The 22,704-nt window shown below is 69.8% G+C and carries 23 protein-coding genes, 1 tRNA gene and 1 other RNA gene; 16 read left to right on the top strand and 9 right to left on the bottom strand.

Annotated elements, in window-relative coordinates; all coding sequences use genetic code 11:
- Positions 1 to 7: 7 nt before the first annotated feature.
- From KBY95_RS05100 to KBY95_RS05090, 3 genes are read right to left on the bottom strand one after another with little or no spacing between them, the layout of a single operon-like run.
- Positions 8 to 1,387 (bottom strand): FAD-binding oxidoreductase, encoded by a 1,380-nt coding sequence (locus tag KBY95_RS05100; RefSeq protein ID WP_254963829.1) that lies wholly within the window; start codon positions 1,385 to 1,387, stop codon positions 8 to 10.
- Complete coding sequence (locus KBY95_RS05095; RefSeq protein ID WP_315858891.1) at positions 1,380 to 2,696, bottom strand: cytosine deaminase; 1,317 nt, start codon at positions 2,694 to 2,696, stop codon at positions 1,380 to 1,382. The genes KBY95_RS05100 and KBY95_RS05095 overlap by 8 nt, the downstream gene beginning before the upstream one ends.
- On the bottom strand, positions 2,693 to 3,127 hold the full coding sequence (locus tag KBY95_RS05090) for a DUF4359 domain-containing protein (RefSeq protein WP_254963828.1): 435 nt from the start codon (positions 3,125 to 3,127) through the stop codon (positions 2,693 to 2,695). The genes KBY95_RS05095 and KBY95_RS05090 overlap by 4 nt, the downstream gene beginning before the upstream one ends.
- A gap of 42 nt (positions 3,128 to 3,169) precedes the next feature.
- Between KBY95_RS05090 and KBY95_RS05085 the strand changes: the two genes are divergently transcribed.
- A tRNA-His gene (locus tag KBY95_RS05085) sits at positions 3,170 to 3,242 on the top strand.
- 2 nt (positions 3,243 to 3,244) lie between these two features.
- Here the strand turns inward: KBY95_RS05085 and KBY95_RS05080 are convergent.
- A complete protein-coding gene (locus tag KBY95_RS05080; protein ID WP_254963826.1) occupies positions 3,245 to 4,336 on the bottom strand; it encodes a DUF1611 domain-containing protein in 1,092 nt (363 codons plus the stop codon).
- Entirely contained in the window at positions 4,323 to 5,402 is a 1,080-nt protein-coding gene (locus tag KBY95_RS05075; RefSeq protein ID WP_254963824.1) for a dipeptide epimerase, read from the bottom strand. Before KBY95_RS05075 ends, KBY95_RS05080 begins: the two co-directional genes overlap by 14 nt.
- Before the next feature lie 79 nt (positions 5,403 to 5,481).
- Here KBY95_RS05075 and miaB point away from each other — a divergent pair, with 79 nt between their 5' ends.
- From miaB to ftsZ, 5 genes are all read left to right on the top strand, one after another.
- Positions 5,482 to 6,891 carry a tRNA (N6-isopentenyl adenosine(37)-C2)-methylthiotransferase MiaB gene (gene miaB, locus KBY95_RS05070; RefSeq protein WP_254963822.1) on the top strand — a complete coding sequence of 470 codons (1,410 nt, stop codon included), beginning with the start codon at positions 5,482 to 5,484 and terminating at the stop codon, positions 6,889 to 6,891.
- A gap of 26 nt (positions 6,892 to 6,917) precedes the next feature.
- Positions 6,918 to 8,036: a D-alanine--D-alanine ligase family protein gene (locus KBY95_RS05065; RefSeq protein WP_254963820.1), complete on the top strand. Its 1,119-nt coding sequence runs from the start codon at positions 6,918 to 6,920 to the stop codon at positions 8,034 to 8,036.
- On the top strand, positions 8,033 to 8,443 hold the full coding sequence (locus tag KBY95_RS05060; RefSeq protein WP_254963819.1) for a hypothetical protein: 411 nt from the start codon (positions 8,033 to 8,035) through the stop codon (positions 8,441 to 8,443). The genes KBY95_RS05065 and KBY95_RS05060 overlap by 4 nt, the downstream gene beginning before the upstream one ends.
- Complete coding sequence (locus KBY95_RS05055) at positions 8,440 to 9,324, top strand: FtsQ-type POTRA domain-containing protein (protein ID WP_254963818.1); 885 nt, start codon at positions 8,440 to 8,442, stop codon at positions 9,322 to 9,324. The genes KBY95_RS05060 and KBY95_RS05055 overlap by 4 nt, the downstream gene beginning before the upstream one ends.
- A gap of 227 nt (positions 9,325 to 9,551) precedes the next feature.
- On the top strand, positions 9,552 to 10,643 hold the full coding sequence (ftsZ, locus tag KBY95_RS05050) for a cell division protein FtsZ (RefSeq protein WP_254963816.1): 1,092 nt from the start codon (positions 9,552 to 9,554) through the stop codon (positions 10,641 to 10,643).
- 18 nt (positions 10,644 to 10,661) lie between these two features.
- Here the strand turns inward: ftsZ and ffs are convergent.
- Positions 10,662 to 10,758, bottom strand: an RNA gene (ffs, locus tag KBY95_RS05045) — signal recognition particle sRNA small type.
- A 44-nt stretch (positions 10,759 to 10,802) separates the two neighbouring features.
- On the opposite strand from ffs, the gene panB reads away from it, so the two are divergent.
- Positions 10,803 to 11,648 carry a 3-methyl-2-oxobutanoate hydroxymethyltransferase gene (gene panB, locus KBY95_RS05040; RefSeq protein ID WP_254964035.1) on the top strand — a complete coding sequence of 282 codons (846 nt, stop codon included), beginning with the start codon at positions 10,803 to 10,805 and terminating at the stop codon, positions 11,646 to 11,648.
- Here panB and hemW read toward each other — a convergent pair.
- Positions 11,557 to 12,792, bottom strand: a complete 1,236-nt coding sequence (hemW, locus tag KBY95_RS05035) for a radical SAM family heme chaperone HemW (RefSeq protein ID WP_254963815.1) — start codon at positions 12,790 to 12,792, stop codon at positions 11,557 to 11,559. The genes panB and hemW overlap by 92 nt on opposite strands.
- A gap of 93 nt (positions 12,793 to 12,885) precedes the next feature.
- Here hemW and KBY95_RS05030 point away from each other — a divergent pair, with 93 nt between their 5' ends.
- The 6 genes from KBY95_RS05030 (at position 12,886) to cbiB (ending at position 18,574) form a co-directional block, all read left to right on the top strand.
- Entirely contained in the window at positions 12,886 to 14,049 is a 1,164-nt protein-coding gene (locus KBY95_RS05030; protein ID WP_254963813.1) for a PIN/TRAM domain-containing protein, read from the top strand.
- Positions 14,050 to 14,080: 31 nt separating this feature from the next.
- On the top strand, positions 14,081 to 14,752 hold the full coding sequence (locus KBY95_RS05025) for an ATP-dependent Clp protease proteolytic subunit (protein WP_254963811.1): 672 nt from the start codon (positions 14,081 to 14,083) through the stop codon (positions 14,750 to 14,752).
- Between the two features lie 94 nt (positions 14,753 to 14,846).
- Positions 14,847 to 15,458 carry an ATP-dependent Clp protease proteolytic subunit gene (locus KBY95_RS05020; RefSeq protein ID WP_254963809.1) on the top strand — a complete coding sequence of 204 codons (612 nt, stop codon included), beginning with the start codon at positions 14,847 to 14,849 and terminating at the stop codon, positions 15,456 to 15,458.
- A 53-nt stretch (positions 15,459 to 15,511) separates the two neighbouring features.
- Positions 15,512 to 16,507 (top strand): ketol-acid reductoisomerase, encoded by a 996-nt coding sequence (ilvC, locus tag KBY95_RS05015; protein WP_254963808.1) that lies wholly within the window; start codon positions 15,512 to 15,514, stop codon positions 16,505 to 16,507.
- 10 nt (positions 16,508 to 16,517) lie between these two features.
- Complete coding sequence (locus KBY95_RS05010; RefSeq protein WP_254963806.1) at positions 16,518 to 17,564, top strand: hypothetical protein; 1,047 nt, start codon at positions 16,518 to 16,520, stop codon at positions 17,562 to 17,564.
- Positions 17,561 to 18,574 carry an adenosylcobinamide-phosphate synthase CbiB gene (gene cbiB / locus KBY95_RS05005; RefSeq protein WP_254963805.1) on the top strand — a complete coding sequence of 338 codons (1,014 nt, stop codon included), beginning with the start codon at positions 17,561 to 17,563 and terminating at the stop codon, positions 18,572 to 18,574. The genes KBY95_RS05010 and cbiB overlap by 4 nt, the downstream gene beginning before the upstream one ends.
- On the opposite strand, the gene KBY95_RS05000 is transcribed toward cbiB, so the two are convergent.
- Positions 18,568 to 19,284, bottom strand: coding sequence for a sugar transferase (locus tag KBY95_RS05000; RefSeq protein WP_254963804.1), 717 nt, complete (start codon positions 19,282 to 19,284; stop codon positions 18,568 to 18,570). The two genes, cbiB and KBY95_RS05000, sit on opposite strands and share 7 nt — an antisense overlap.
- Before the next feature lie 65 nt (positions 19,285 to 19,349).
- Complete coding sequence (locus tag KBY95_RS04995) at positions 19,350 to 20,543, bottom strand: glycosyltransferase (RefSeq protein ID WP_254963803.1); 1,194 nt, start codon at positions 20,541 to 20,543, stop codon at positions 19,350 to 19,352.
- 108 nt (positions 20,544 to 20,651) lie between these two features.
- On the opposite strand from KBY95_RS04995, the gene KBY95_RS04990 reads away from it, so the two are divergent.
- The 3 genes from KBY95_RS04990 (at position 20,652) to KBY95_RS04980 (ending at position 22,678) form a co-directional block, all read left to right on the top strand.
- Positions 20,652 to 20,894, top strand: a complete 243-nt coding sequence (locus tag KBY95_RS04990) for a hypothetical protein (RefSeq protein ID WP_254953568.1) — start codon at positions 20,652 to 20,654, stop codon at positions 20,892 to 20,894.
- Positions 20,895 to 21,024: 130 nt separating this feature from the next.
- Entirely contained in the window at positions 21,025 to 21,318 is a 294-nt protein-coding gene (locus KBY95_RS04985; RefSeq protein ID WP_254963802.1) for a DUF1311 domain-containing protein, read from the top strand.
- 616 nt (positions 21,319 to 21,934) lie between these two features.
- Positions 21,935 to 22,678 carry an META domain-containing protein gene (locus KBY95_RS04980; RefSeq protein ID WP_254963800.1) on the top strand — a complete coding sequence of 248 codons (744 nt, stop codon included), beginning with the start codon at positions 21,935 to 21,937 and terminating at the stop codon, positions 22,676 to 22,678.
- Positions 22,679 to 22,704: the final 26 nt, after the last annotated feature.

Below are 22,704 nucleotides of genomic sequence, written 5' to 3'. Positions count from 1 at the left end.
GGCGCCCCTAACCCATCCAGCCCCGCAGCTTGCCCGGATTCATCAGTCCGCCCGGGTCGTAGGCGGCCTTGGCCGCCACCTGATCGGCATCCACCACCCCGAGGCCGCCGTCCTCGACGGTGATCACGTGGGGATTGAAGGGCACCGCCCCCAGTTCACAGCACTGGGCAACGAGGTCGGCCAGGGCCCGGGGCCCCTGCCAGCGCACCAGGGGCAGGGCCGTCAGCCGCGGCGCCCCCTGGTAACGCACCCCCTCCAGGTGCCAGAGCACGTCGGTGCCCCAGCGCAGGCGCACGGCCTCCAGCAGCGGCGCCTCCGGCCGGGGCAGCAGCAGTTGCAGGTAGGTCCAGTCGGGCGCCTGGGCCCGCCAGTGCAGGGTGGTGTGATTCCACGTGAGCTCCCCCAGGGGCAGGCCCCGACCCCGACCCGCCTCCGGGCGGGGGCCCTGCCAGCGGAGCTGGCCGCCCCGGGCCGCCAGCCAGCCGGGCAGCAGCTCCAGGCTGTCGGGGGAGACGTGCAGCAGCAGGCGCTGCTCACCAGGCGCAGCGGCAGGACAGCCGGTCGGCCAGGGCATCCGGGCCGCCACCGGGGCCTCCAGCAGGCAGAGGGCGTTGAGCAGCAGGGCGGTGGTCGGCAGTTGGCGGGAGGTCTCCAGGGCCTCCTCCCAGTGGCTGAAGCCCACCACCACCTGCTCCCAGGCCACCGCCTCGGTGGTGGCCAGCCGCAGGGCGGTGATGATGCCGTTGGTGCCATAGGCGTGGTTGAGGGGCGCGCTGGCGGCGGCGTCGAGCCGCAGCAGCCGGGGTTCGGCTTCCAGCGTCACCACCTCCAGTCCCAGCAGGTGGCCTGGATCGCGCAGGAAGCCCCAGCGCAGGGACCCCAGGCCGCCCGACCCGCCAGCGATGAAGCCCCCCAGGGTGGCGCTGCGGTAGGTGCTCGGGGCCAGCCGCAGGGCCCGGCCATGGGCCGCCAGCTGGCCGTCCAGGTGGGCCAGGATGCAGCCGGACTCCGCCTCCACCACGCCGCTGTCCGGGTCGACCGACCGCAGCCGGTTCAGCCCCACTAGGTCGAGGACCAACCCACCGGCCAGGGGCACGCACTGGCCGTAGTTGCCGGTGCCGGCACCCCGCAGCGTCAACGGCACCCGGTGGCGGGCGCAGGCGCCGGCCACCGCCATCACCTGCTCCAGCCGCTCCACCTTCATCGCCAGCTGGGCGCACCGGCCCTTGAGCAGCGGCTCCAGCACGGGCGAATAGTCGTGGAAGTCGGCCGAGAGCCGGCCCAGCTCGGCGGGGGCAAGGATCGGCGTCAACGCCAGCGGGCTGGCCTCCAGTTCGTCGACCAGGGCCCGGATCCGATCGGGATCAACCGGTCTGAAGTCATCCATGGCAGGGGGTCAGCAGGGGGGACGGTTCTTCGCAGGGGGGCGGCTCCAGCCAGCGGCCGGCCCGCAGCACCCGCCGCCGGGGGGGACGGGCCAGCAGCTCGCCCCACGAGGAGGCCCCCAGCACCAGCAGATCGGCCGGGGACCCCTCCCGCAGCACCCCGTCCCAGTCGAGTCCCAGCAGCCGGGCCGCCGCGGTGCTGAAGGGGCTCAGGCCCAGCCGGCGCCAGGGCACCAGGTGGCTGGCCGCCAGGCTGAAGCGCAGCAGGGCGATCGGATCGAAATCTCCCCCCGGAAACCAGGCATCCTGCACGTTGTCGCCCCCCACGGCCACGGTCACGCCAGCGTCCTGGAGCTGGCGGATCGGCGCCTGGGGTCGCAGGGACGGGGTGCGGCGCTGGTGTTTGCCGAGCAGCCACAGGTTGGTGGTGGGCAGGGCCACCACCCCCACCGCCGCGTCCGCCATCGCCTCCGCCAGGCGGCGGCAGGGCCGGTCGGCCAGCAGCCCCATGCTGCTGGCGTGGCTGCAGGTGAGCGGCACCACGATGCGGTGCCGCAGCAGCAGCTCGCTCACCAGGGCCACGCCCCGGCCGTGGTCGTCGGCGCTCTCGTCGACGTGCAGATCCACCCCGCAGCCGAGGCGCTCCGCCAGCCGCAGCAGGGCAAGCAGGCCGGCTCGGTCGGCCGGTGTGGAGCGGAAGGGGGCACCGAGCACCCCCCCCAGCAGGCCGCCGCGGGCGGCGACCCAGGCGGCGAAGGCCTGCCCCTCGGCGGTGCGCCAGTGGCCCACCGGCACCAGGGCCACCAGCTGCAGCTCCACCCGGCCCTGCCAGTGGCGGCGGAGCTCCAGCAGCACCTCCCAGCTGGGGAGGGCCCAGGGACCCAGGCTGTCGATGTGGCTGCGGATCGCCCGCAATCCATAGCGCCAGGCCCGCTCCAGGGCCCGCTCGCTCCGCCGTCGCACCGCCTCGGCCTGGCGCTCGGCCGCTTCCCGCCCGTTCGCCGCCATGGCCCCGGCCATGGTGCCGTCGGGATTGGGGAAGTCCTCGCCGCTGAAAGCCTTGTCGAGGTGGGCATGGGGCTCCACCAGCGGCGTCAGCGCCAGGGGCAGGGGGGTGCCACCTCCCGTCCCATCACCCGCGAGGCCAGTGGCCAGGCCATGAATGGCGCGAATCCGGCCGTCGCCCTGCTCCAGCTGCACCGCCACCAGCCCCTGGTTGTCGGCGGCCGGCATCCGCAGCTGGGGATCCAGCAGGGCCCTGGGCAGGCGCATCGGCGGCAGCGGGCCAGCCGGCAGCGGCGCGGCGCTCACGGCACCGGGCTCCCCGGCGCGCTTTCGCTTGCGGTGAGCAGCACGAAATGGCCCGCGACCGCCAGGGTGACGGCGTCATAGCGGGGGATGCTCCAGTTGGGCAGCACCTTCTCCCCGCCCAGCCGGGTGCCGTAGAGGCTCAGCAGGCCGAAGTTGTAGCGACGCGAGTTGTCCCGGGCCAGACGACCCAGCACCTTGCGCTGGGAGCGCACCAGTTCCGGACAGTTCTGGATCAGCAACCGGGCCAGCAGCGGCAGGCCCTCGTTCTGGCAAAGCTCCTTGCTGGCCATCTCGGTGAGCTTCTCGGCGGCGAACTCCTCGAAGGCGGCGGGGCCGGGGTTGGTGATGGCCAGGCCGATCAGGCCCGCCGAGACGGCGGTCAGGCCCAGGAGGCGGGAAACGGTGCGGCTGGCGGTGGTCGGCGGTGGCAAGGGGGGCCGGCAGGCTCGCTTGATACATTGGCAAAGACCGCGGCGGGCGTCGCCAAGTGGTTAAGGCAGTGGCTTGTGGCGCCACCATTCGGGGGTTCGAGTCCCCTCGCTCGCCCTTCAGGCCCGGCGCTTCGGCGTCGGGCTTCTTTCTTGGCCCAGCAGCAGGTCCAGCAGGGCCTCGCCGCCCTGCCGCACCGGATCAACGCAGGGCAGCCCCGTCTCCGCTGCCGTGGCGCTCAGCGCCGCCGCCGCCGCCGGCCCGTCCAGGAGGGCGGTGTTGAGGGCGATGGCGACCACCCGGGGAGACGGACCGGAGCCCGCCGGCCGGGCCAGGGCCGCCAGGGTCTCGACGGCGGTGATCAGCTGGGCCAGGGGGGGGAGAGGGAACGCCTCCAGCCGGTGAATCGTGCCTTGCCCGGCCCGGTGCACCAGCAGAAGATCGGTGGGCTGGCTGCCGCGGATCAGCGGCAAGGTGGCACTGGAGCCTGGGTGGCAGAGGGAGCCCTGCCCCTCGATCAGCACCAGGGTGTCAGGGTCGGCGGTGACGGCGGCGGCCATCACCGCCGCTTCCACGGCGCCGGCCGCGTAGTCGATGCGGACGGCGTCAAGGGCCACCCCGCCGCCACTGATCAGGATGCCGGCCTGGCCGGTGCCAACGAAGCGGGCATCGCAGCCGCGACGGCGGGCGGCCGCCTGCAGTTCCAGACAGGCACTCATCTTGCCCACCGACATGTCCGTCCCCACCACCAGCAAGCGGCGGCCCGGCAGCCCGGCGGCCCGGCCGGAGGCCACCGTGAGGTCGGGGGGCTCCTGGCGCAGATCCCAGATCCACCGTCCCGGCTGCACCAGGGCCGCCAGGGCCGGATCGTCGCCCAGGCGGCTGTGCAGACCACTGGCCAGCGACAGCCCCGCTGCCAGGGCGGCCGCCACATCGGCGCCCATCCCCTCCGGTAGCCGGCCGCCGGAGGGAGCGAGCCCCACCACCGCCACCTTCGGGCCGTAGGGGAGGGCCTCCGCCAGGGAGCCCACCACCGGCACGGCCCGCTCGATTCCCGTGATCTGCCGCAGATCGGCGCCGGGGTGGGTCGGATCCACCACCGCCACGATCGGACCCTGGCGGTAGCGGAGCATCGACAGGCCCGTCTTGCCGCTGAGGTTGTCGAGGCCCCCGTGCTGCAGCAGCACGATCGGGACATCAGCCCCGAGCACGGATCACCCCCAGTCCCGGGGACGCAGCGGGCACCAGCCGATCGCCGTCGAGGCCAGGCCCTGTGAAGGGGTCGTCGACCAGATTCAGGTGGCTGTCGAGGTCCGGCCAGCGCACCAGGGGCAGCAGCTGGGCGGCGGCGCCGTTGAGCAGGGCGCTGTCGGAGTAGCAGCCGAGCATCAAGCCCAGCCCAAGGCGTTGCGCCGCCCTGGCCATCAACAGGGCCTCCGCCAGCCCGCCGCTCTTGGGCAGCTTGATGTTCACCCCATCGACATAGGGGGCGAGCCGCACCAGGTCGGCCAGGTTCCAGCAGCTCTCATCGGCCACCAGGGCGATGGGGCAGTCGAACTCCAGGGCGGCGAAGGCGGCGCAGTCGGCCTCTGGATCCTCCAAGGGAGCCAGGGGCTGCTCCACCAGAACCACGCCCTGGGCGTCCAGCCAGCCCAGCATCGGCAGGGCCTGCTCAAGGCTCCAGCCACCGTTGATGTCCACCTGCAGCTCACAGGCCACCCCATGGCTCTGCTGGCGCCGCTCCAGCGCCTGGGCCACCGCCTGCACCAGCGCCCGGTCGTGGTCGAGGCCCTCCGGGCTGCCCAGCTTCAGCTTGATGCGGCTGGCGGGCAGCTGGCCCCACCAGCGCTCCAGGCGCTCCAGCACCGCCGCCTCGCTGCCGAGGCCGAGGGTGACGCTGGTGGGGCTGATGGCGCCGTCGTCGAGGCCCCAGAGCTTCCACAGCGGCTGTCCCAACCGCCGCCCCCACCAATCGCGCAGGGCCAGATCCACAGCGCAGCGGGCCGGGGGCGACAAGGTCTGCAGCAGGGGCTCGAGGGCCTGGAGCGGTTCCGGCTCACGGGCTTCGAGAGCCGGCAAAAAGGCCTCCAGTTCGGCCTCCAGGGCTTCGGTGCTGTAGGCCCTGGGGCCGGTGTCGAAGCCACCGGTTTCGCCGAGGCCGGTGCAGCCGTCATGCTCCAGCTCCAGCAACAGATGCTGCACGGCGCCGGTGGTGCCGCGGCTGATGGCCAGAGGCACCGCCTTGGTGAGGGGAAAGCGGCTCAGGCGGCAGCGCATTCCAGAAAACAGCCAGGGAGTTCACGCTGCCACAGCCGCCCGGTTGGCGGCGACGGGGCGATAGCGGAAACTGGATCCCATGACAGCCACCGTTTCCGGCCCGCAGGCCGACCAGGCGCCCTCGGCACGGCGCGGCAGCTACTGGATCACCACGTTCGGCTGCCAGATGAACAAGGCCGATTCCGAGCGCATGGCCGGAATCCTCGAAGCCATGGGGTACACCCCGGGCGTCGACGAACACACGGCCGATCTGGTGCTGTACAACACCTGCACGATCCGGGACAACGCCGAGCAGAAGGTCTACAGCTACCTGGGGCGGCAGGCCCAGCGCAAACGGGCCAACCCCGGCCTCACCCTGGTGGTGGCCGGCTGCGTGGCCCAGCAGGAGGGGGAATCCCTTTTGCGCCGTGTTCCGGAACTGGATCTGGTGATGGGTCCCCAGCACGCCAACCGGCTCGAGACCCTGCTCACCCGGGTGGAGACCGGCCAGCAGGTGGTGGCCACCGACGAGCACCACATCCTCGAGGACATCACTGCCGCCCGGCGTGACAGCGCCGTCTGCGCCTGGGTGAATGTCATCTACGGCTGCAACGAGCACTGCACCTACTGCGTGGTGCCGGCGGTAAGGGGCCGGGAGCAATCCCGCCTGCCCGAAGCCATCCGTCTGGAAATGGAGGGGCTGGCGGCCCGGGGCTTCCGGGAGGTGACCCTGCTGGGCCAGAACATCGACGCCTACGGACGCGACCTGCCCGGCATCACTGCCGAGGGCCGGCGGGCCCACACCCTCACCGATCTGCTTCGGGAGGTCCATGACGTGCGGGGCCTGGCGAGGATCCGCTTCGCCACCAGCCACCCGCGCTACTTCACCGACCGGCTGATCGACGCCTGCGCCGACCTGCCGAAGGTATGCGAGCACTTCCACATCCCCTTCCAGAGCGGCGACGACGCCGTGCTGCGGGCCATGGCGCGGGGCTACACCGTGGAGCGCTACCGGCGCATCATCGACCGCATCCGCCAGCGTCTCCCCGATGCGGCCATCAGCGCCGATGTGATCGTGGCCTTCCCCGGCGAAACCGACGCCCAGTACCGCCACACCCTCGACCTGATCGAGGCGATCGGCTTCGACCAGGTCAACACGGCCGCCTACTCGCCGCGGCCGGGCACGCCAGCGGCCGACTGGCCTGACCAGCTGCCGGAAGCGGTCAAGGTGGAACGGCTGCAGGAGCTGAACGCCCTGGTGGAGCGTGTCGCCGCGGAGCGCAGTGCCCGCTACCTGGGCCGCCGCGAGCAGGTGCTGGCCGAAGGGGTCAACCCCCGGGATCCTGATCAGCTGATGGGCCGCACCCGCACCAACCGCCTCACCTTCTTCGCCGCCGACCCCGGCGATGGCCGCCCCTATGCGCCGGGGGATCTGGTCGACGTGCTGATCGAGACGGTGCGGCCGTTCAGTCTCAGCGGCCGGCCCCTGGGCCGGCAACCGGTTCACTGATACGTTTGGCCCTCTTTCCTGTGCCGATGCCCCCTCACCCCACCCGCGTCGGCCTGGTGTTCGGGGGAGCCTCCGGCGAACACGCCGTCTCGATCCGCTCGGCCCAGACCGTGTTGCGGGGACTTCGCAGCGGCGCCAATGGCGAGCGCTACCGGGTGACTTGCTTCTACATCGATCGCTGCGGCGGCTGGTGGCCGGAGGCCGTGGCGACGGCAGTCCTGGAGCGGGGCCTGCCCGCCGAACCGGACGATCTGCCGGGCCAGCCGGAGGCGGGCGGCTTCCGGGGCTTTCCGGAGGGTGCCCTGGAGATGGAGGTGTGGTTTCCGGTGCTCCATGGCCCCAACGGGGAGGACGGCACGGTCCAGGGGCTGTTCACCTTGATGGGGGTGCCCTTCGTCGGCTCCGGCGTGCTGGGGTCGGCCCTCGGGATGGACAAGCAGGCCATGAAGGCCGCCTTCGCCGCCGCCGGCCTGCCCCAGGTGCCCTACGCCTGTGTCGAGGCGGCTGAGCTGGCCGCCTCCAGCCCCGGTGCCCGGGAGGCCCTGCTGGAGCGGCTTGAGAGCCAGCTCGGTTATCCCTGCTTCGTCAAGCCGGCCAACATGGGCTCCTCGGTGGGAATCAGCAAGGCTGGCGACCGTGCCGCCCTGCTCATGGGCCTGGAGCTGGCCGCGGGCCTCGACCGGCGCCTGGTGGTGGAGCAAGGCGTGAAGGCCAGGGAACTGGAATGCGCCGTGCTGCAACGCAGCGATGGCCAGGGAGATGGTCTGAGCGCCTCGGTGCTGGGCGAAATCCGCTTTGATGCCGACTGGTACGACTACCAGACCAAGTACAGCGAGGGGCTCAGCCACACCGTGATCCCCGCCATGGTGAGCGAGGCGGTGAGCGAACGGGCCCGGACGATGGCCCTCGACGCCTGCCGGGCGGTGGCGGCCGGGGGGCTGGCCCGGGTCGATTTCTTCTACGACGAAGCCTCTGGCGGCCTCTGGCTGAACGAGATCAACACCCTGCCGGGCTTCACGAGCCAGAGCATGTACCCCATGCTGTGGGAGGCCAGTGGATTACCACTCCCCGACCTGGTGCATCAATTGGTGCTGGGCGCGAGAAGATCGGAGCACTGGATGAACGTGGAAGGACCAGCCGCATGATCCATGGCCTGCTGTGGCTGCCCCTGTTGGCGGCCTTCGTGCTCCTGGTGTCCCTCGGCTGGATTGAGCGGCGGCGGCAACAGCTGTTCCGCGACTGGGCCAGTGGCGCCGAACTGGCCAAGCTGGATGGCTGTGGGGCCGCCCGGCTCATCAATGGGGAACTGAGCTGGAGCCGGTTCGTGGCCGGCAGCTTCCAGCCGGTGGGCTGTTTCAGCATCAAGCGCCTCGAAATGGTCGAGCTGCTCTCGCTCAGCTCCGGGGAAGCTCCCCTGACCGAGGAGAGCGAAGGGGCCTGCCGGCTGCGGCTGGTGGGAAGTGGCCAGCAGGAGGAGCTGCCCTTCACCGACGCCCGTCGCGCCCGCACCTGGATGGATGAACTCATGGCCCGCTCCCGCTGCGAGTTGTGAAGCAGGCCCCCTCTTCGCCGGGAGCGCCACCGTCGCCGGGAGCGCCCCTGCCGCCGGGAGTGCTGCGCCGCAAGGAACTGCGCCGTCAGCGCCGCAGCGAGCGGCTGCGCCTGCTCTGGCGCATCCTGGTCTTCAGTGCCGTCTCCGCCGGCCTGGGTTACCTGCTGCTGCGGCAGGGCTGGACCCTTCGGGATCCGGCCCAGGTGGAGGTCATCGGCAGTGCCGTGGTCAGCCGCGACCAGGTGATCACGGCGGCCGGACTGCGCTTTCCCCAGCCCCTGATGGCCCTGCAGCCCCGCCAGGTGGCCAGCAACCTGATGGGGGCCCTGCCCGTGGAGCAGGTGAAGGTGAGCCGGCTGATGCTGCCGCCCCGACTTCGGGTGGAGCTCAAGGACAGGGAGGCGGTGGCCCGAGCTGAGCGCCGCACCGACCGCGGACCGGAAATGGGCTTCGTGGATCGGCTGGGAAATTGGATCAGCATCCGCCAGCACATGGGAGTGCGCCGCCAGGGCGACCTGTCCCTGCTGGTCGTCGGCTGGAACGCCCGCCACCGGGCCGTGCTGGCCCAGGTGCTGAAGGAGCGGGAGGTGCTGGGTCCCGGTCTGCGGGAAATCCGCTTCGAACCGGACGGCAGCCTCTGGCTCACGACCATCCAGCTGGGCCGGGTGCGGCTGGGCCCCCCCGACGCCCGCCTGCCCCGCCGGCTGGAGGTGGTTGCCCACCTCAGTCGCACCCTGCCGGCCAGCATGAAAGGAGGCCCACCGCTGCTGATCGATTTGAGCGATCCCGAACAACCCGAGCTCAGCTTGGGGCGCAAAGGCGGAACCGCCGCACCGCCCCGGCCTTTGAAGCCCCGCCCTACTCCAGCCGGCGCCCAGTGAGGGATCTCAGCCACCGCCAGGCCATCAGCCACCCAGCCAGACAATCCTCACAGGCCGTTGCGCCCTGATGCGTTTCAGTCCAATGTGATCTATCGGCAACTTTGGCTGAGCTGGCCACCGACATAATGCAGCCGCAGACCAACGGCCACGCCTCCCCTCCCGCGATGTCGCGCGATCAGGACCGCCTTCACCACGTCGATCTTTCGTCCCCGCAGGAGCCCCACGCGATGAGCCAGACCTCGCCCAGCAGCAATGGGATCGTCCCGAGCCAATCGGCCCGGATTGAGGTGATCGGCGTGGGGGGAGGCGGCAGCAACGCGGTCAACCGGATGATCGCCACCGACCTCAAAGGGGTGGGTTATCGGGTGCTCAACACCGACGCCCAGGCCCTGCTGCAGTCGGCGGCGGGCCAGCGCATCCAGCTCGGCCAGAAGCTCACCCGGGGCCTGGGGGCCGGCGGCAACCCGGTGATCGGCCAGAAGGCGGCGGAGGAATCCAGGGCCGATCTGCAGCAATCGCTTGAGGGCGCCGATCTCGTCTTCATCGCCGCCGGCATGGGCGGTGGCACCGGCACCGGTGCGGCGCCGATCGTGGCCGAGGTGGCCAAGGAATGTGGCGCCCTCACCGTGGGCATCGTCACCAAACCGTTCGGCTTCGAGGGCCGCAAACGGCTGCGTCAGGCCGAGGAGGGCATCGCCCGCCTGGCCGAGCACGTCGACACCCTGATCATCATTCCCAACGATCGCCTGCGGGACGCCATTGCCGGGGCGCCGCTCCAGGAGGCCTTCCGGGCCGCCGACGACGTGCTGCGCATGGGCGTGAAGGGCATCACCGACATCATCACCAGGCCGGGTCTGGTGAACGTTGACTTCGCCGACATCCGTTCGGTGATGGCCGATGCCGGCACCGCCCTGCTGGGCATCGGCGTGGGCTCCGGGCGTTCACGGGCCATCGAGGCGGCCCAGGCCGCCATGAGCAGCCCGCTGCTGGAGTCGGCCCGCATCGACGGCGCCAATGGCTGCGTCATCAACATCAGCGGCGGCAAGGACATGACCCTGGAGGACATGACCACCGCCTCCGAAGTCATCTACGACGTGGTCGACCCGGACGCCAACATCATCGTGGGGGCCGTGGTGGACGAATCCCTCGAGGGCGAGATTCACGTCACCGTGATCGCCACCGGCTTCCAGAGCGGCGGCCACTACCGACCGGAGCGCACCAGTGCCGCGAGCTTCGCCGACAACCTCACCCACACCCCTGAGGAGCGCGGAGCCATGATCCCGCCGTTCCTGATCAATCGCCAGAACCGGATCGACTGATCGTCCTGGTTACAAGAGGGTGACCCGGAATCCACGCCTGCCCTGAGCATCCCGTGTGGCTGCTCCCTTCCGGTCCTGACCAGATTTGGGCGTCAGAGCCGCGTGGGTCCGAGTCGGGTCGATGCTAGCAATGCCCCCTCCGCCCTCCGTGCCGTGCCCCTGCGACCCGCTGATCTGACACGGCGCAAGCGGGGGGGTCTGCCGATCACCGTGCTGACCGCCTGGGACGCGCTCTCCGCCGCCGTGGTGGCCGGCGCCGGGGTGGATGCGGTGCTGGTGGGCGACTCCCTGGCGATGGTGGTGCTCGGCCACGCCACCACCCTGCCGGTCACCCTCGAGGAGATGCTGCACCACTGCCGCGCCGTTGGCCGGGGGCTGGCGGCGGCAGCGGTGCCCAATCCGCCGCTGCTGATCTGCGATCTCCCCTTTCTGAGCTACCAGTGCGGCGCCGATGCGGCGGTGGCCGCCGCCGGGAGGGTGCTGAAGGAAACACCCGCGGTGGCGGTCAAACTGGAGGGGGCCGAGCCCGAGACGCTCACCGTGATCGACCGGATGGTGCGCAGCGGGATTCCGGTGATGGGCCACCTGGGGCTGACCCCCCAGTCGGTGCATCGGCTGGGCTACCGGCGCCAGGCCGGCGATCCGGTCAGCCAGGACCGGCTGCGGAGGCGGGCCCTGGCCCTGCAGGAGGCCGGTTGTTTCGCCCTGGTGCTCGAACATGTTCCGGCGGAGCTGGCCAGTGAGCTGAGCGCCGCCCTGGTGATTCCGGTGATCGGCATCGGCGCCGGAGAGGGCTGCGACGGCCAGGTGCGGGTGACCGCCGATCTGCTGGGGCTCACCAGTCGCCAACCCCCTTTCAGCCCCCCCCTGATCGAGGGCCGGGCCCTGGCGGTGGAGGTCCTCGGCCGCTGGGTCAAGGAGCAGGGGCCGGCAGCGGTTCCAGGGCCTGCTCCAGCTCCAGGTCCTGCCACCAGGCCAGCATCTCCCGCAGCACCCCATTGCTGAGGGCCAGCCCCGCCGGATCCGCCAGGCGCCAACGGGGTCCCTCGACGCAGAGCAGACCGCGCTGCTCATAGGCCACGAGCCGCTCCCGCAGGCCCTTCAGCTGGGGCGCCTCCAGTCGCTTCTGGCGGGCCAGCTGTTCCATGTTCACCCCCTCCCGGCGGCGCAGGCCCACCATCAGCCGTTCATCGAAAGGCATGCCCTGCTCAGCTTCATCCGGCTCCTCCACCTGGGCCCCCAGGGACACGCCTGCCGCCAGGGACTCCGCATAGCCGGCACGGGTGCGGGGATGGGCCCGCCGGCGACCGCGGGGGGCACCGGTGGCGCCCATGCCGAACCCCCACCAGCCGGCCCCGCTCCAGTAGACGCGGTTGTGGCGCGAGGCGTGGCCGGGCAAGGCGTAGTTCGACACCTCGTAGTGGCCGTAGCCGGCAGCCGTGAGCCGGGCCCAGGTCAGGTCCATCAGGTCGGCGGCCAGATCCTCCGGCGGCAGATCCAGCTCCCCCCGCGCCAGGCGCCGCTCAAAGACCGTGCCCGGCTCGATGCTCAGGTCGTACACCGACAGATGGGGGGGCTCCAGGGCGATGGCCGCGCTGAGCTGGTCGTCCCAGTGGGCGGCGTCCTGCCGCGGCAGCCCCTGGATCAGATCCAGGCTCCAGCTGGCCAGCTCCCCCCGCCGGCGGGCCCGGCGCAACCAACCGGCCGCCTCCCGCAGGTCGGCCCCCCGGTGGCGGCGGCCCAGGTCGAGCAGCACGGCGTCGTCAAAGCTCTGGCCCCCCAGGCTGACGCGGTTGATGCCTGCGGCCAGGTAGCCCGCCAGGCGAGCCTCGTCGAAGCTGGCCGGATCCAGCTCCAGGCTCAGCTCCGCCCCCGGCGCCAGGCCGAAGCGGCTGGCCAGGGCCTCCAGGATCGCCGCCACCTGGGCGCTGCTCAGCATCGAAGGAGTGCCACCGCCCAGATACACCGTTGCCAGCGGTGGGCCGCCGGGGGAAGTGGCGATCTCCTGATGCAACAGGGCCAGGTAGGCGGCGATCGAGCCGGACGCGGCCCCATCGGCCCTGTCGCCGAGGGGCACCACCGGGAAATCGCAGTAGAAACAGCGCCGGTGGCAGAAAGGGATGTGGACGTAGGCGGATCGGGGATCCATCACGGGCGGTAATCCCAGGGACCCAAACGGCGGAAGATCGGCCAAGCTGCTTTGAAGACCTGCTGGGCGGCCAAGGCGTCGGGACTTCGAAGCATGGTGGACACCCTCATCTTGCTCCTGTTCCTGATCTCAGGCGGAGCCACCGGCTGGCTCGGGGTTGACCTGCTGCCGGAGCAGCTGCTGCTGGAGGTCACCAACCAGGAAGGGCTGCGGACGGTGATGGGGGGCTTCGGCGCCTTCTTCGGGCTGATCGCCGGCATCTTCTTCCAGCAACTGCGCCGGCGGCTGATGGCCCAGGTGCGCAGCATGCCCACCGACCTGCTGATCAGCCGGGCGGTGGGACTGATCCTCGGCCTGCTGGTGGCCAACCTGCTGCTGGCGCCGATCCTGCTGCTGCCCCTGCCCTGGGAGGTGGTGCTGGTGAAGCCGCTGGCGGCTGTGCTCAGCAACGTCTTCTTCGGGGTGCTGGGGTACAACCTGGCGGAGGTGCATGGCCGCACCCTGCTGCGGCTGTTCAATCCGGCCAGCACCGAGGCCCTGCTGGTGGCCGATGGGGTTCTGCTGCCCGCCACCGCCAAGATCCTCGACACCAGTGTGATCATCGACGGCCGCATCCGTGCCCTGCTGGCCTCCGGCCTGCTGGAAGGCCAGGTGATCGTGGCCCAGGCCGTGATCGACGAACTTCAGGCCTTGGCCGATTCCTCCAACAGCGAGAAGCGCGCCAAGGGACGCCGGGGCCTGAAGCTGCTCACCGAACTGCGCGAGAACTACGGTCGCCGGCTGGTGCTGAACAGCACGCGCTACACCGGCAACGGCGCCGACGACAAACTGCTCAAGCTCACTGCGGACACCGGCGGAACCCTTCTCACCGCCGACTTCAACCTGGCCCAGGTGGCCCAGGTGCAGGAGCTGCGGGTTCTCAACCTGAGCGAACTGGTCATTGCCCTGCGGCCCGAGGTGCAGCCCGGTGATGCTCTCCAGCTCAAGATCGTGCGCGAGGGCAAGGAGGCCGATCAGGGCGTTGGTTACCTGGAGGACGGCACGATGGTGGTGGTGGAAGATGCCCGTCGCCGCATTGGCGAACGTCTGCCAGTCACCGTCACCGGTGCCCTGCAGACACCCACCGGCCGCATGGTGTTCGCCCGCTGCGACCGCAACCAGGACCGCCCCGGCGAGCAGGGCAATGGCCGCGGCCTCGACAAGCAGGGAGGGAAACCCGTCGCCCTGCGGGAGCACCAGCCTCCTGGCCCCGGCTAGGCTCCTGCCTCAAGAGTGCTGGTGAGCGCGGATGACGGTGTCGGCCCCCTACTACGGCGATTCCGCAGCGATGCGCACGCCGCCGCCGGATCTGCCGTCCCTGCTGCTCAAGGAGCGGATCGTCTATCTGGGCCTGCCCCTGTTCTCCGACGATGAAGCCAAGCGTCAGATGGGCATCGATGTCACCGAGCTGATCATTGCCCAGCTGCTTTACCTCGAGTTCGACAATCCTGAGAAGCCGATCTTCTTCTACATCAACTCCACCGGCACCAGCTGGTACTCCGGCGACGCCATCGGGTTCGAGACCGAAGCCTTCGCCATCTGCGACACCCTGCGCTATGTGAAACCGCCGGTGCACACCATCTGCATCGGCCAGGCCATGGGCACCGCCGCGATGATTCTTTCGGCCGGCACCAAGGGCCAGCGGGCCGCCCTGCCCCACGCCTCGATCGTGCTGCACCAGCCCCGCTCCGGCGCCCGCGGCCAGGCCAGCGACATCCAGATCCGGGCCAAGGAAGTGCTGCACAACAAGCACAGCATGCTGGAAATCCTCTCCGAGAACACCGGCAAGAGCGTCGAGGACCTCTCCCGCGACTCCGACCGGATGACCTACCTGACGGCTGATGAGGCCAAGGCCTACGGCCTGATCGACCGGGTGCTCACCAGCCGCAAGGACCTGCCGACGGCCGCCCCAATGGCGTGACGCACCAGGTGGGCTGAGCCTCGCCAACACCCGGCCCTCGGCCGACCCCTTCCACCACCTTTTCTCCCCGGCTCCGAACGAGAGCCTTCCCGACATGCCCATCGGCACCCCCAGCGTTCCCTACCGCCTTCCCGGCAGCCAGTACGAGCGCTGGGTCGACATCTACACCCGGCTCGGCGTGGAGCGGATCCTGTTCCTCGGTCAGGAAGTGACCGACGGCATCGCCAACAGCCTGGTGGCCCAGATGCTGTATCTCGACTCCGACGACAGCTCCAAACCGATCTACCTGTACATCAACTCCCCGGGCGGCTCGGTGACGGCGGGGCTGGCGATCTTCGACACGATGCAATACGTCAAATCGGACGTGGTGACGATCTGCGTCGGCCTGGCGGCCTCCATGGGCGCCTTCCTGCTGGCGGCCGGCACCAAGGGCAAGCGTCTGGCCCTGCCCCACAGCCGGATCATGATCCACCAGCCCCTCGGCGGCACCAGCCAGCGCCAGGCCAGCGACATCGAGATCGAGGCGCGGGAAATCCTGCGCATCAAGGACATGCTCAACCAGTCCCTGGCCGGAATGTGCGATCAGCCCCTGGAGAAAGTCACCAAGGACACGGACCGCGACTACTTCCTCAGCGCCGCCGAAGCCAAGGAGTACGGCCTGATCGACCGGGTGATCGCCCATCCCTCGGAAGCAGCAGGCGGCTGAAGACGGTGCGGACGCACACCTAAAGTCTGCGTTTGCCCTGCCCGCCGCCCGGAATGGCCCAGCTCTTCTACGACTCCGACGCCGATCTCGGCCTGCTGACCGGCAAGACGGTGGCCATCATTGGCTATGGCTCCCAAGGCCATGCCCACGCCCTGAACCTCAAGGACAGCGGTGTCAACGTGGTGGTGGGCCTTTACGACGGCAGCCGCTCCGCCGCCAAGGCCCGGGCCGACGGCCTCGAGGTGCTGAGCGTCGCCGACGCCTGCGCCAAGGCCGACTGGATCATGGTGCTGCTGCCCGATGAGGCCCAGAAGGCCGTCTACGCCGCCGAGATCGCGCCCCACCTGAGCGCCGGCAAGGTGCTGAGCTTCGCCCACGGATTCAACATCCGCTTCGGCCTGATCCAGCCGCCCACCGACGTGGACGTGGTGATGATCGCCCCCAAGGGCCCCGGCCACACCGTGCGCTGGGAGTTCCAGAACGGCCAGGGCGTGCCCGCCCTGTTCGCCATCGAGCAGGACGCCACCGGCAACGCCCGCGCCCTGGCCATGGCCTACGCCAAGGGGATCGGCGGCACCCGCGCCGGCATCCTTGAAACCAACTTCAAGGAAGAAACCGAAACCGACCTGTTCGGTGAGCAGGCCGTCCTCTGCGGCGGCCTCAGCGAGCTGGTGAAGGCCGGTTTCGAGACCCTGGTGGAAGCGGGCTACCAGCCCGAGCTGGCCTACTTCGAGTGCCTGCACGAGGTGAAGCTGATCGTCGATCTGATGGTCAAGGGCGGTCTCACCGCCATGCGCGATTCAATCTCCAACACCGCCGAGTACGGCGATTACGTCAGCGGCCCGCGACTGATCACCGCCGACACCAAGGCGGAGATGCGGCGCATCCTGGCCGACATCCAGGACGGCACCTTTGCCCGCAACTTCGTGGCCGAGTGCGAAGCGGGCAAGCCCGAGATGGCCAAGGCGCGCGAACGCGATGCCGCCCATCCGATCGAGGCGGTGGGCAAAGGCCTGCGCTCGATGTTCAGCTGGCTCAAGGCCGCCTGATCCCCAGCCGATGCACAGGCGCCTGCTGACCCTGGCCTGGAGCAGCAGCCAGGGCGGCGGCACCCTCGCCATTGGCGCCACCGCCTGGCTGCTCAGCGGCCTCACCCCCTCACCACTGCTGAACGGGGTGCTGCCGGCCCTGGCCACCCTGCCACTGCTGGTGCCCCTGCCCCAGCGCATCCGCCTCGGCTACCTGATCCAGCTGCTCAGCCTGCTGCTGCTGCTGGCCGTGGCCGCCGAACTGCTGGGCCGCTCCGTGCTGGGGCCCCTGCTGGGCATCGCCCTGCTGGCGGTAGGACTGCGCCTGACCCAGGAGCCGCTGGAGCGCCAGCTGCACGGCTTCGGGGCGGTGCCGGTCGGTGAGCTGCGGGCCGGAGCAGAGGCGGGCCGGCTGGTGGGCAACCTGCTCACGGCACTGCTGTTTCCCCTGGGCAAGGCCCTGCTCCAGCTCGGCACCGCCCTGCTGCTGCTGCTGCCCCTGGTGCCGGTGATCGGCGCGCTCCAGGCCGGCGACCGCCCCCAGCCAGACCCCAGCGCTGATCAGGGCGCTCAGGCTCTGCGGCTGGAGCCCAGCGGTGTGCTGCAGGGGCTGTTGTTCGGGGGCCTGTTCGCCCTGCTGCCCCTGTGGGTGCGCCAGGAGGCGGCAGGCAACTGCTTTGATTTCGGCCTGGTGCTGACGGCCTACGGCCTGGGCCGCACCGGCGCCGAAGCCTGGGGCCTGCGGCTGCCGCCGCGGCTGCCTTACCTGCTGATGGCCGCCGTGCTGGTGGCGACCCAACTCATCGGCGGCTGGGGCGCCGTGCTGCTGTTCGTGCCCTTCGGCCTGCTGGCGGCCGTGGCGGACGCCAGCCTGGCCATCGGCGTGGATCCGGCCGGCGACCTGCAGCGCAGCTGGAACCGCCTGGAGCGCTCCTCAGCCCTGGGGGGCCTGGTGGGAAGCCTGGGGATGGGCCTGATCGCCCAGGTGATCGGCCTGGCCGGCAGCCTGCCGATCCAGTTGCTGGCGTTCCTGGGGGCCGGAGCCCTGCTGCCCCTGCTGCAACGTCGCCGGCGTTGACCCCCGCCCTGCTGGTGCTGCTCGCCTGCGGGCTGGATCGGCTGCTGGGGGACCCCCTCTGGTGGCCGCACCCGGTGCAGGCCATGGGCTGGGCCATCGGCGTGCTGCGCCGGGCCGTGGAAGCCTTGGCCGGTGATGTCCCCCGGCGCCTGCGCCTGGGCGGGGCGCTGCTCACCCTGCTGCTGGTGGCCGGCAGTGGCCTGGCGGGCTGGGGGATCGAGGTCCTGGCCAGGCGCGCGCCCCTGGTGGGAACCCCCCTGCTGCTGCTGGGCCTGGCCAGTGCCCTGGCGGGCGGCAGCCTGGCCCGGGCGGTGCGCGCGGTGCTGGAGGCACTGCCGGATGTCCCCATGGCCAGGGAGCGCCTGGCCCGGATCGTGGGCCGCCAGGTGAACCAGCTGCCGGAGGCGGAGATCCTGCGGGCCGCCGCCGAGACCGCCGCTGAAAACGCCGTCGACGGACTGTTCGCGCCGCTGTTCTGGATGCTGGTGGGGGGGGCGCTGCTGGCGCTGGGGCCGCCAGCGCCTTCGCTACCACTGCCGGGGCCCCTCGCCCTGGCCTGGAGCTTCAAGGCGGCCAGCACCCTCGATTCGATGCTCGGCTACCGCCACGGTCGCCTGCGTTGGCTGGGCACCGCCGGCGCCCGCCTCGACGATCTGCTCACCTGGCTGCCCACCCGCCTGGTGGCCCTGACCCTGCCCCTGGCCGCAGGGCACCCCGGTCAGACCCTTCGCTGGTTTCGGGCGGCCCTGCGGGACGGCGCCCCCGACCCTTCCCCCAACGCCGGGGTGTCGGAAGCGGCCTTCGCCCACGCCGCCGGCGTGCGCCTGGGAGGCGCCAACACCTACGCCGATGGCGTTCGGATCAAGCCAATCCTGGCGGCCGCAGGGCGCGCACCCGATGCGGACGCTGTGGAGCGGATCCTGGCCCTGGGGGATCGGCTGCAAGGGCTCTGGCTGCTGGTGGCGCTGCCGGCCCTCTGGGCGCTTAGCGCAACGGCGGCGTTTCAGTAGGCGCCGCGGTCGCGGGGATCCAGCATCACGCTGATCGTGCGCAGGATGATGCGCAGATCCATCAGCAGGTTGCGGCGGCGGGCGTAACGCACATCCAGCCGAACCCGTTCCGGGTAGCTGAGGTTGTTGCGGCCGGACACCTGCCAGAGGCCCGTGAGTCCGGGGCGGACGGCGAGCACCTCGTCCATGCGGTCGCCGTAGCGGACCAGCTCACTGGTGACGATGGGACGGGGGCCGACCACACTCATCTCGCCGCGAAGCACATTGAGGAACTGGGGCAGTTCATCAAGGCTGGAACGGCGCAAAAACTTGCCCAGACGGGTGATGCGGGGATCGTTCTTGAGCTTGAAATCGTTGCGGAACTCTTCGTCGAGATCGGGCGATTCCGCCAGCAGCTTGGAGAGCAGTCGATCGGCGTCCCGACGCATGGTGCGGAACTTGATGCAACCAAAACTGCGGTAATCGCGACCGACCCGTTGCTGCACGTAGAACACGGGCCCCCTGGAGGTGATCTTCACCAGCAGGGCCAGGGTGAGCAGCACCGGGGCTCCGACCGTAAGCACCGTCAACGAAAAAAGGATGTCTCCACTTCGCTTGACGACGCGATCCCGCTTGGACTGGATGGCGATCAACTCTTCAGCGGTGAACACCTGCGCCGGAGCCGTCACGAGCTGACCAGAGGCGTAGGGGGTCCCGATGGAAGAGAGCATGGGAGCCTGCTTCGATAGATGAAGTTAAGGATCAGCAGGACCCGAACTCCATGGCGGGGGGCCACTCAGACCAGAGGCACAGGACCGCGGAGGCGGCGGCGATGCTGCCGCCACAGCTTGTCCAGCAGCGTTTCCATGCGTCGCCGGAAGACCGCCGGGGCGAAGCCCTCCGCCCAGCGCCGCTGCTCCTCCGCCGGCAGGGATCGCCACAGCCGGCTCGCCTCGAAGTGCTCCAGCGCCGCCGCCAGGCTGGCGGCGCTCTGCTCCGGGAACAGCAGACCAGTGGCGCCCCGCTCCCCTTCCCTGAGGCAGCGCACGCTGTCGAGCACCCCGCCTTGCCCGAAGGCGATCACCGGGGCACCGGCGGCCATCGCCTCCACCGGCGCGATGCCGAAATCCTCCAGGCCCGCGTACACGTAGGCCCGCGCCCGCGCCAACCAGGCGGCGCTCTCCTGATCCGACAGGCGACCGAGGAAGCGGACCTGGGGCCCCGCCATCGCCTCCAGGCGGCGCCGTTCAGGACCGTCGCCGATTACCACCAGGGGCAGCCCGGTGCGGTTGAAGGCTTCCACCACCACATCCACCCGTTTGTTGGGCACCAGCCGGCAGAGGCTCACGTAAACGTCATCCCGGGGCCGATCCCAACGGAACCGCTCCACGGCCACGGGGGGATGCAGCACGTGGGCACGGCGGCGCCAGAAACAGCGGATCCGGCGGGCGGTGAAGCGGGAATTGGCCACCAGGGCACCCACCCGGGCGCTGCTGACCACGTCCCATTGACGCAGCTGGTGCAGCTGCAACCGCACCAGGGGACCCAGGGGCCCGCGGGCCAGGGCGGAACGGGCCAGGTAGGGATGCATCTGGTCCCAGGCGTAGCGGGCCGGGGTGTGCACGTAACTGACATGCAACTGGTCCGGGCCGGTGATCACCCCTTTCGCCACCAGATGGCTGCTGCTGATCACCAGGGGATGGCCGGACAGGTCGAGTTGCTCGATCGCCAGGGGCAGCAGCGGCAGGTACTGCTGAACGTGGCTCACGCCCCAGGGCAGGCGCTGAATGAAGCTGGTGTGGATCCTGCGCCCCGACAGCCAGCTGCCGGGCCGGCCGCTCTCCCCATCCACCAGGGCGTAGAGCTCGGGCGGGGTTCCCCGCTGCGCCAGAAGCCGGTCGAGTTCCGCCACCACATGCTCGGACCCACCCACGGACCGGGGTGTGAACCACTCGTGCACCAGGGCGACAGGGGTGGGGAAGGCCTCCATGCCAGGCACCGTAAGGCGCCAGTATCACGAAAACTCTCAGCCGATTGCCCTTGCGGGACTCCCTGCCGAAGCTAAGGCGACGACTGGGATGGCGAGAGCCGCAGCACGATGGCGATCCGCGAGCTCCTCGAAGACGCCTTGCAGGAGCCTTCCATCGGCGAGACCGCCTGCTTCCGGTGGCATGCCACCTCGGTGGGCATTGCGGCGCTCTGGTGCGACGGCAAACCGCCGCCGGCCCCACCGTTTGATGTGGCGCTCCGGGAAGGGCTGTTGGTGGGCCTGGATCTGAGCCGGGAGGAACGGGAGTTTCACCAGGTGAAATCGGGCCTGGTGCTGCTGTTCCATTCCTGAGCGGACCCTTGGCGTTGACGCGCCGATGCCAACCGCAACGCCTGTCGCAACGCCCGGTGCTACGCAAGAACGTCCACAGCCAGGAATCTGGATGACTTGTTTTCGGTCTCGATGGGCACTGCTGCTGCTGTTGCTCCCCACGGCCATCCACGCCCAGGAAGCCAAGATCCAGTGTCCTGGCGATAACACGGTGGAGATGCGCTACTGCGCTGCTCTGTCCTGGGAGCAATCCACCGACCAGTTGAAGCGCAAGCTGCCCAAGCGACGCTTCGAGCAGTGGCAGGAGGCTACAAGGGAGGTCTGTCCCCACGCCTATGCCCCCTACAAGGACGGCACCATCTACCTCCAGTTGGTGGTGGGATGTGAAGACCGCCTCAATCGGGCACTGCTGAAGGCGTTCCAGCCGCTCAACGACCTCCCGTAGATCCTGCCTCCAGCACCATCGCGATCTTCCCTGCTATGTCCAACAACAGTGTCGATGCCACTGTCTGATCGTGCCGAGACCTGGAGGCGACCAACATGGAGGCCAGGTTTGCGGCATAAAAAGTTTTACGACACAGTTAGATATACTTCCTAGTCGCGTCCATAAAATGACATCGACACGGCATTAAAGATGCCATTCGTTCGCTACTTAGCCGTCCGACTGGTACTGCCATTCACCTTCGTAGTTCCATCCAGCGCAGCGGACTGGAAAGGCAGCGACTGTCGCAAAGGCAAGGATGACAGCGGTAATCGCGTTGAGATTTTTCGTGACAACGAGTCAATTGGAGTCTTCTGGGACGATGGCTCGTTTGTCAATGGCTGGTGCGACAATCGCCAATACGGCATTGATTACAAAGGCCTGAGTAAAACTGAGGCAATCTCCTGGGTTGACTATTATTGCAATTGAATCAAACTCAATTGCCCCTATGAAACCTCGGCTTGCAACTTAGGGGAGTTCTCAGCCACGAGGCTCCAGGCAAGACTCCAAGCCATCGCCCCTTGAAGCGGCACTCAGCCGGCCTGTACGTTTTACTCATCACCCGAATCCCCACCCGTTCGTGCTGCACTCGCATCCGGTTCGTCTCTGGAGCTGGAGGGTCGCCCTGGCGAGCACCTTGGTGCTGCTGGCGTCCCCGGCGATGGCGGGCACGGCGGTGGCGGGCACGGCGGTGACGGGGATGTTCACCTACCTGGCCGACGCGGCCAGCATCCGGCTGTGCGCCACCGGCGAGCAGCTGCCGGTGGCCATGGAGGGCGACTTTCTGGCCCTGCAGCGCGCCTATCTCCAGGCCCGTCCGGCAAACCAACCGGGCCAGCCATTGCTGGTGGAGCTGCAGGGGCTGATCACCCAAAGGCCGTCGATGGAGGCAGGGCAGCCGGCTCGCCGCACGCTGGTGGTGGAGACGTTCGGGACGTTCAGGCCCGGCAAGGAGTGCCCACCGCCCCTGGTGGCCCCGTTGCGGGGTACCAACTGGCGGCTGCTGGCCCTTGGTGGGGAGACCGTCGAGCCCCAGCAGCCCCCCGGCCGGGCGATCGAGCTGCAGCTGGCTGCCGAGACCCTGCGCCTGGCTGGGAGCGGCGGCTGCAACCGCTTGATGGGCGCGTTCAGCCTTGAGGGCGAAACGATCCGGTTCTCCCAACTGGCCAGCACCCGAATGGCCTGCAGCCCTGAGCGGATGGCCTTGGAAGGGCGCTTCAGCGAAACCCTGGATCAGGTTCGCCGCTGGAGCATCGACAAGCGCAGCCTGTTGCTTCAGGACGCCTGCGGCAAGACGCTGCTGCTGCTCCAGGCGGGCGAATAGCCAGATCCGGCCCCAGAAGACGGCAA

Origin of the sequence: Cyanobium sp. Aljojuca 7A6, assembly GCF_024346455.1 — a bacterium.
Lineage (GTDB): Bacteria > Cyanobacteriota > Cyanobacteriia > PCC-6307 > Cyanobiaceae > Cyanobium.
The sequence above is the reverse complement of the archived record's forward strand: the minus strand, read 5'-3'. Positions and strand labels throughout refer to the sequence as shown.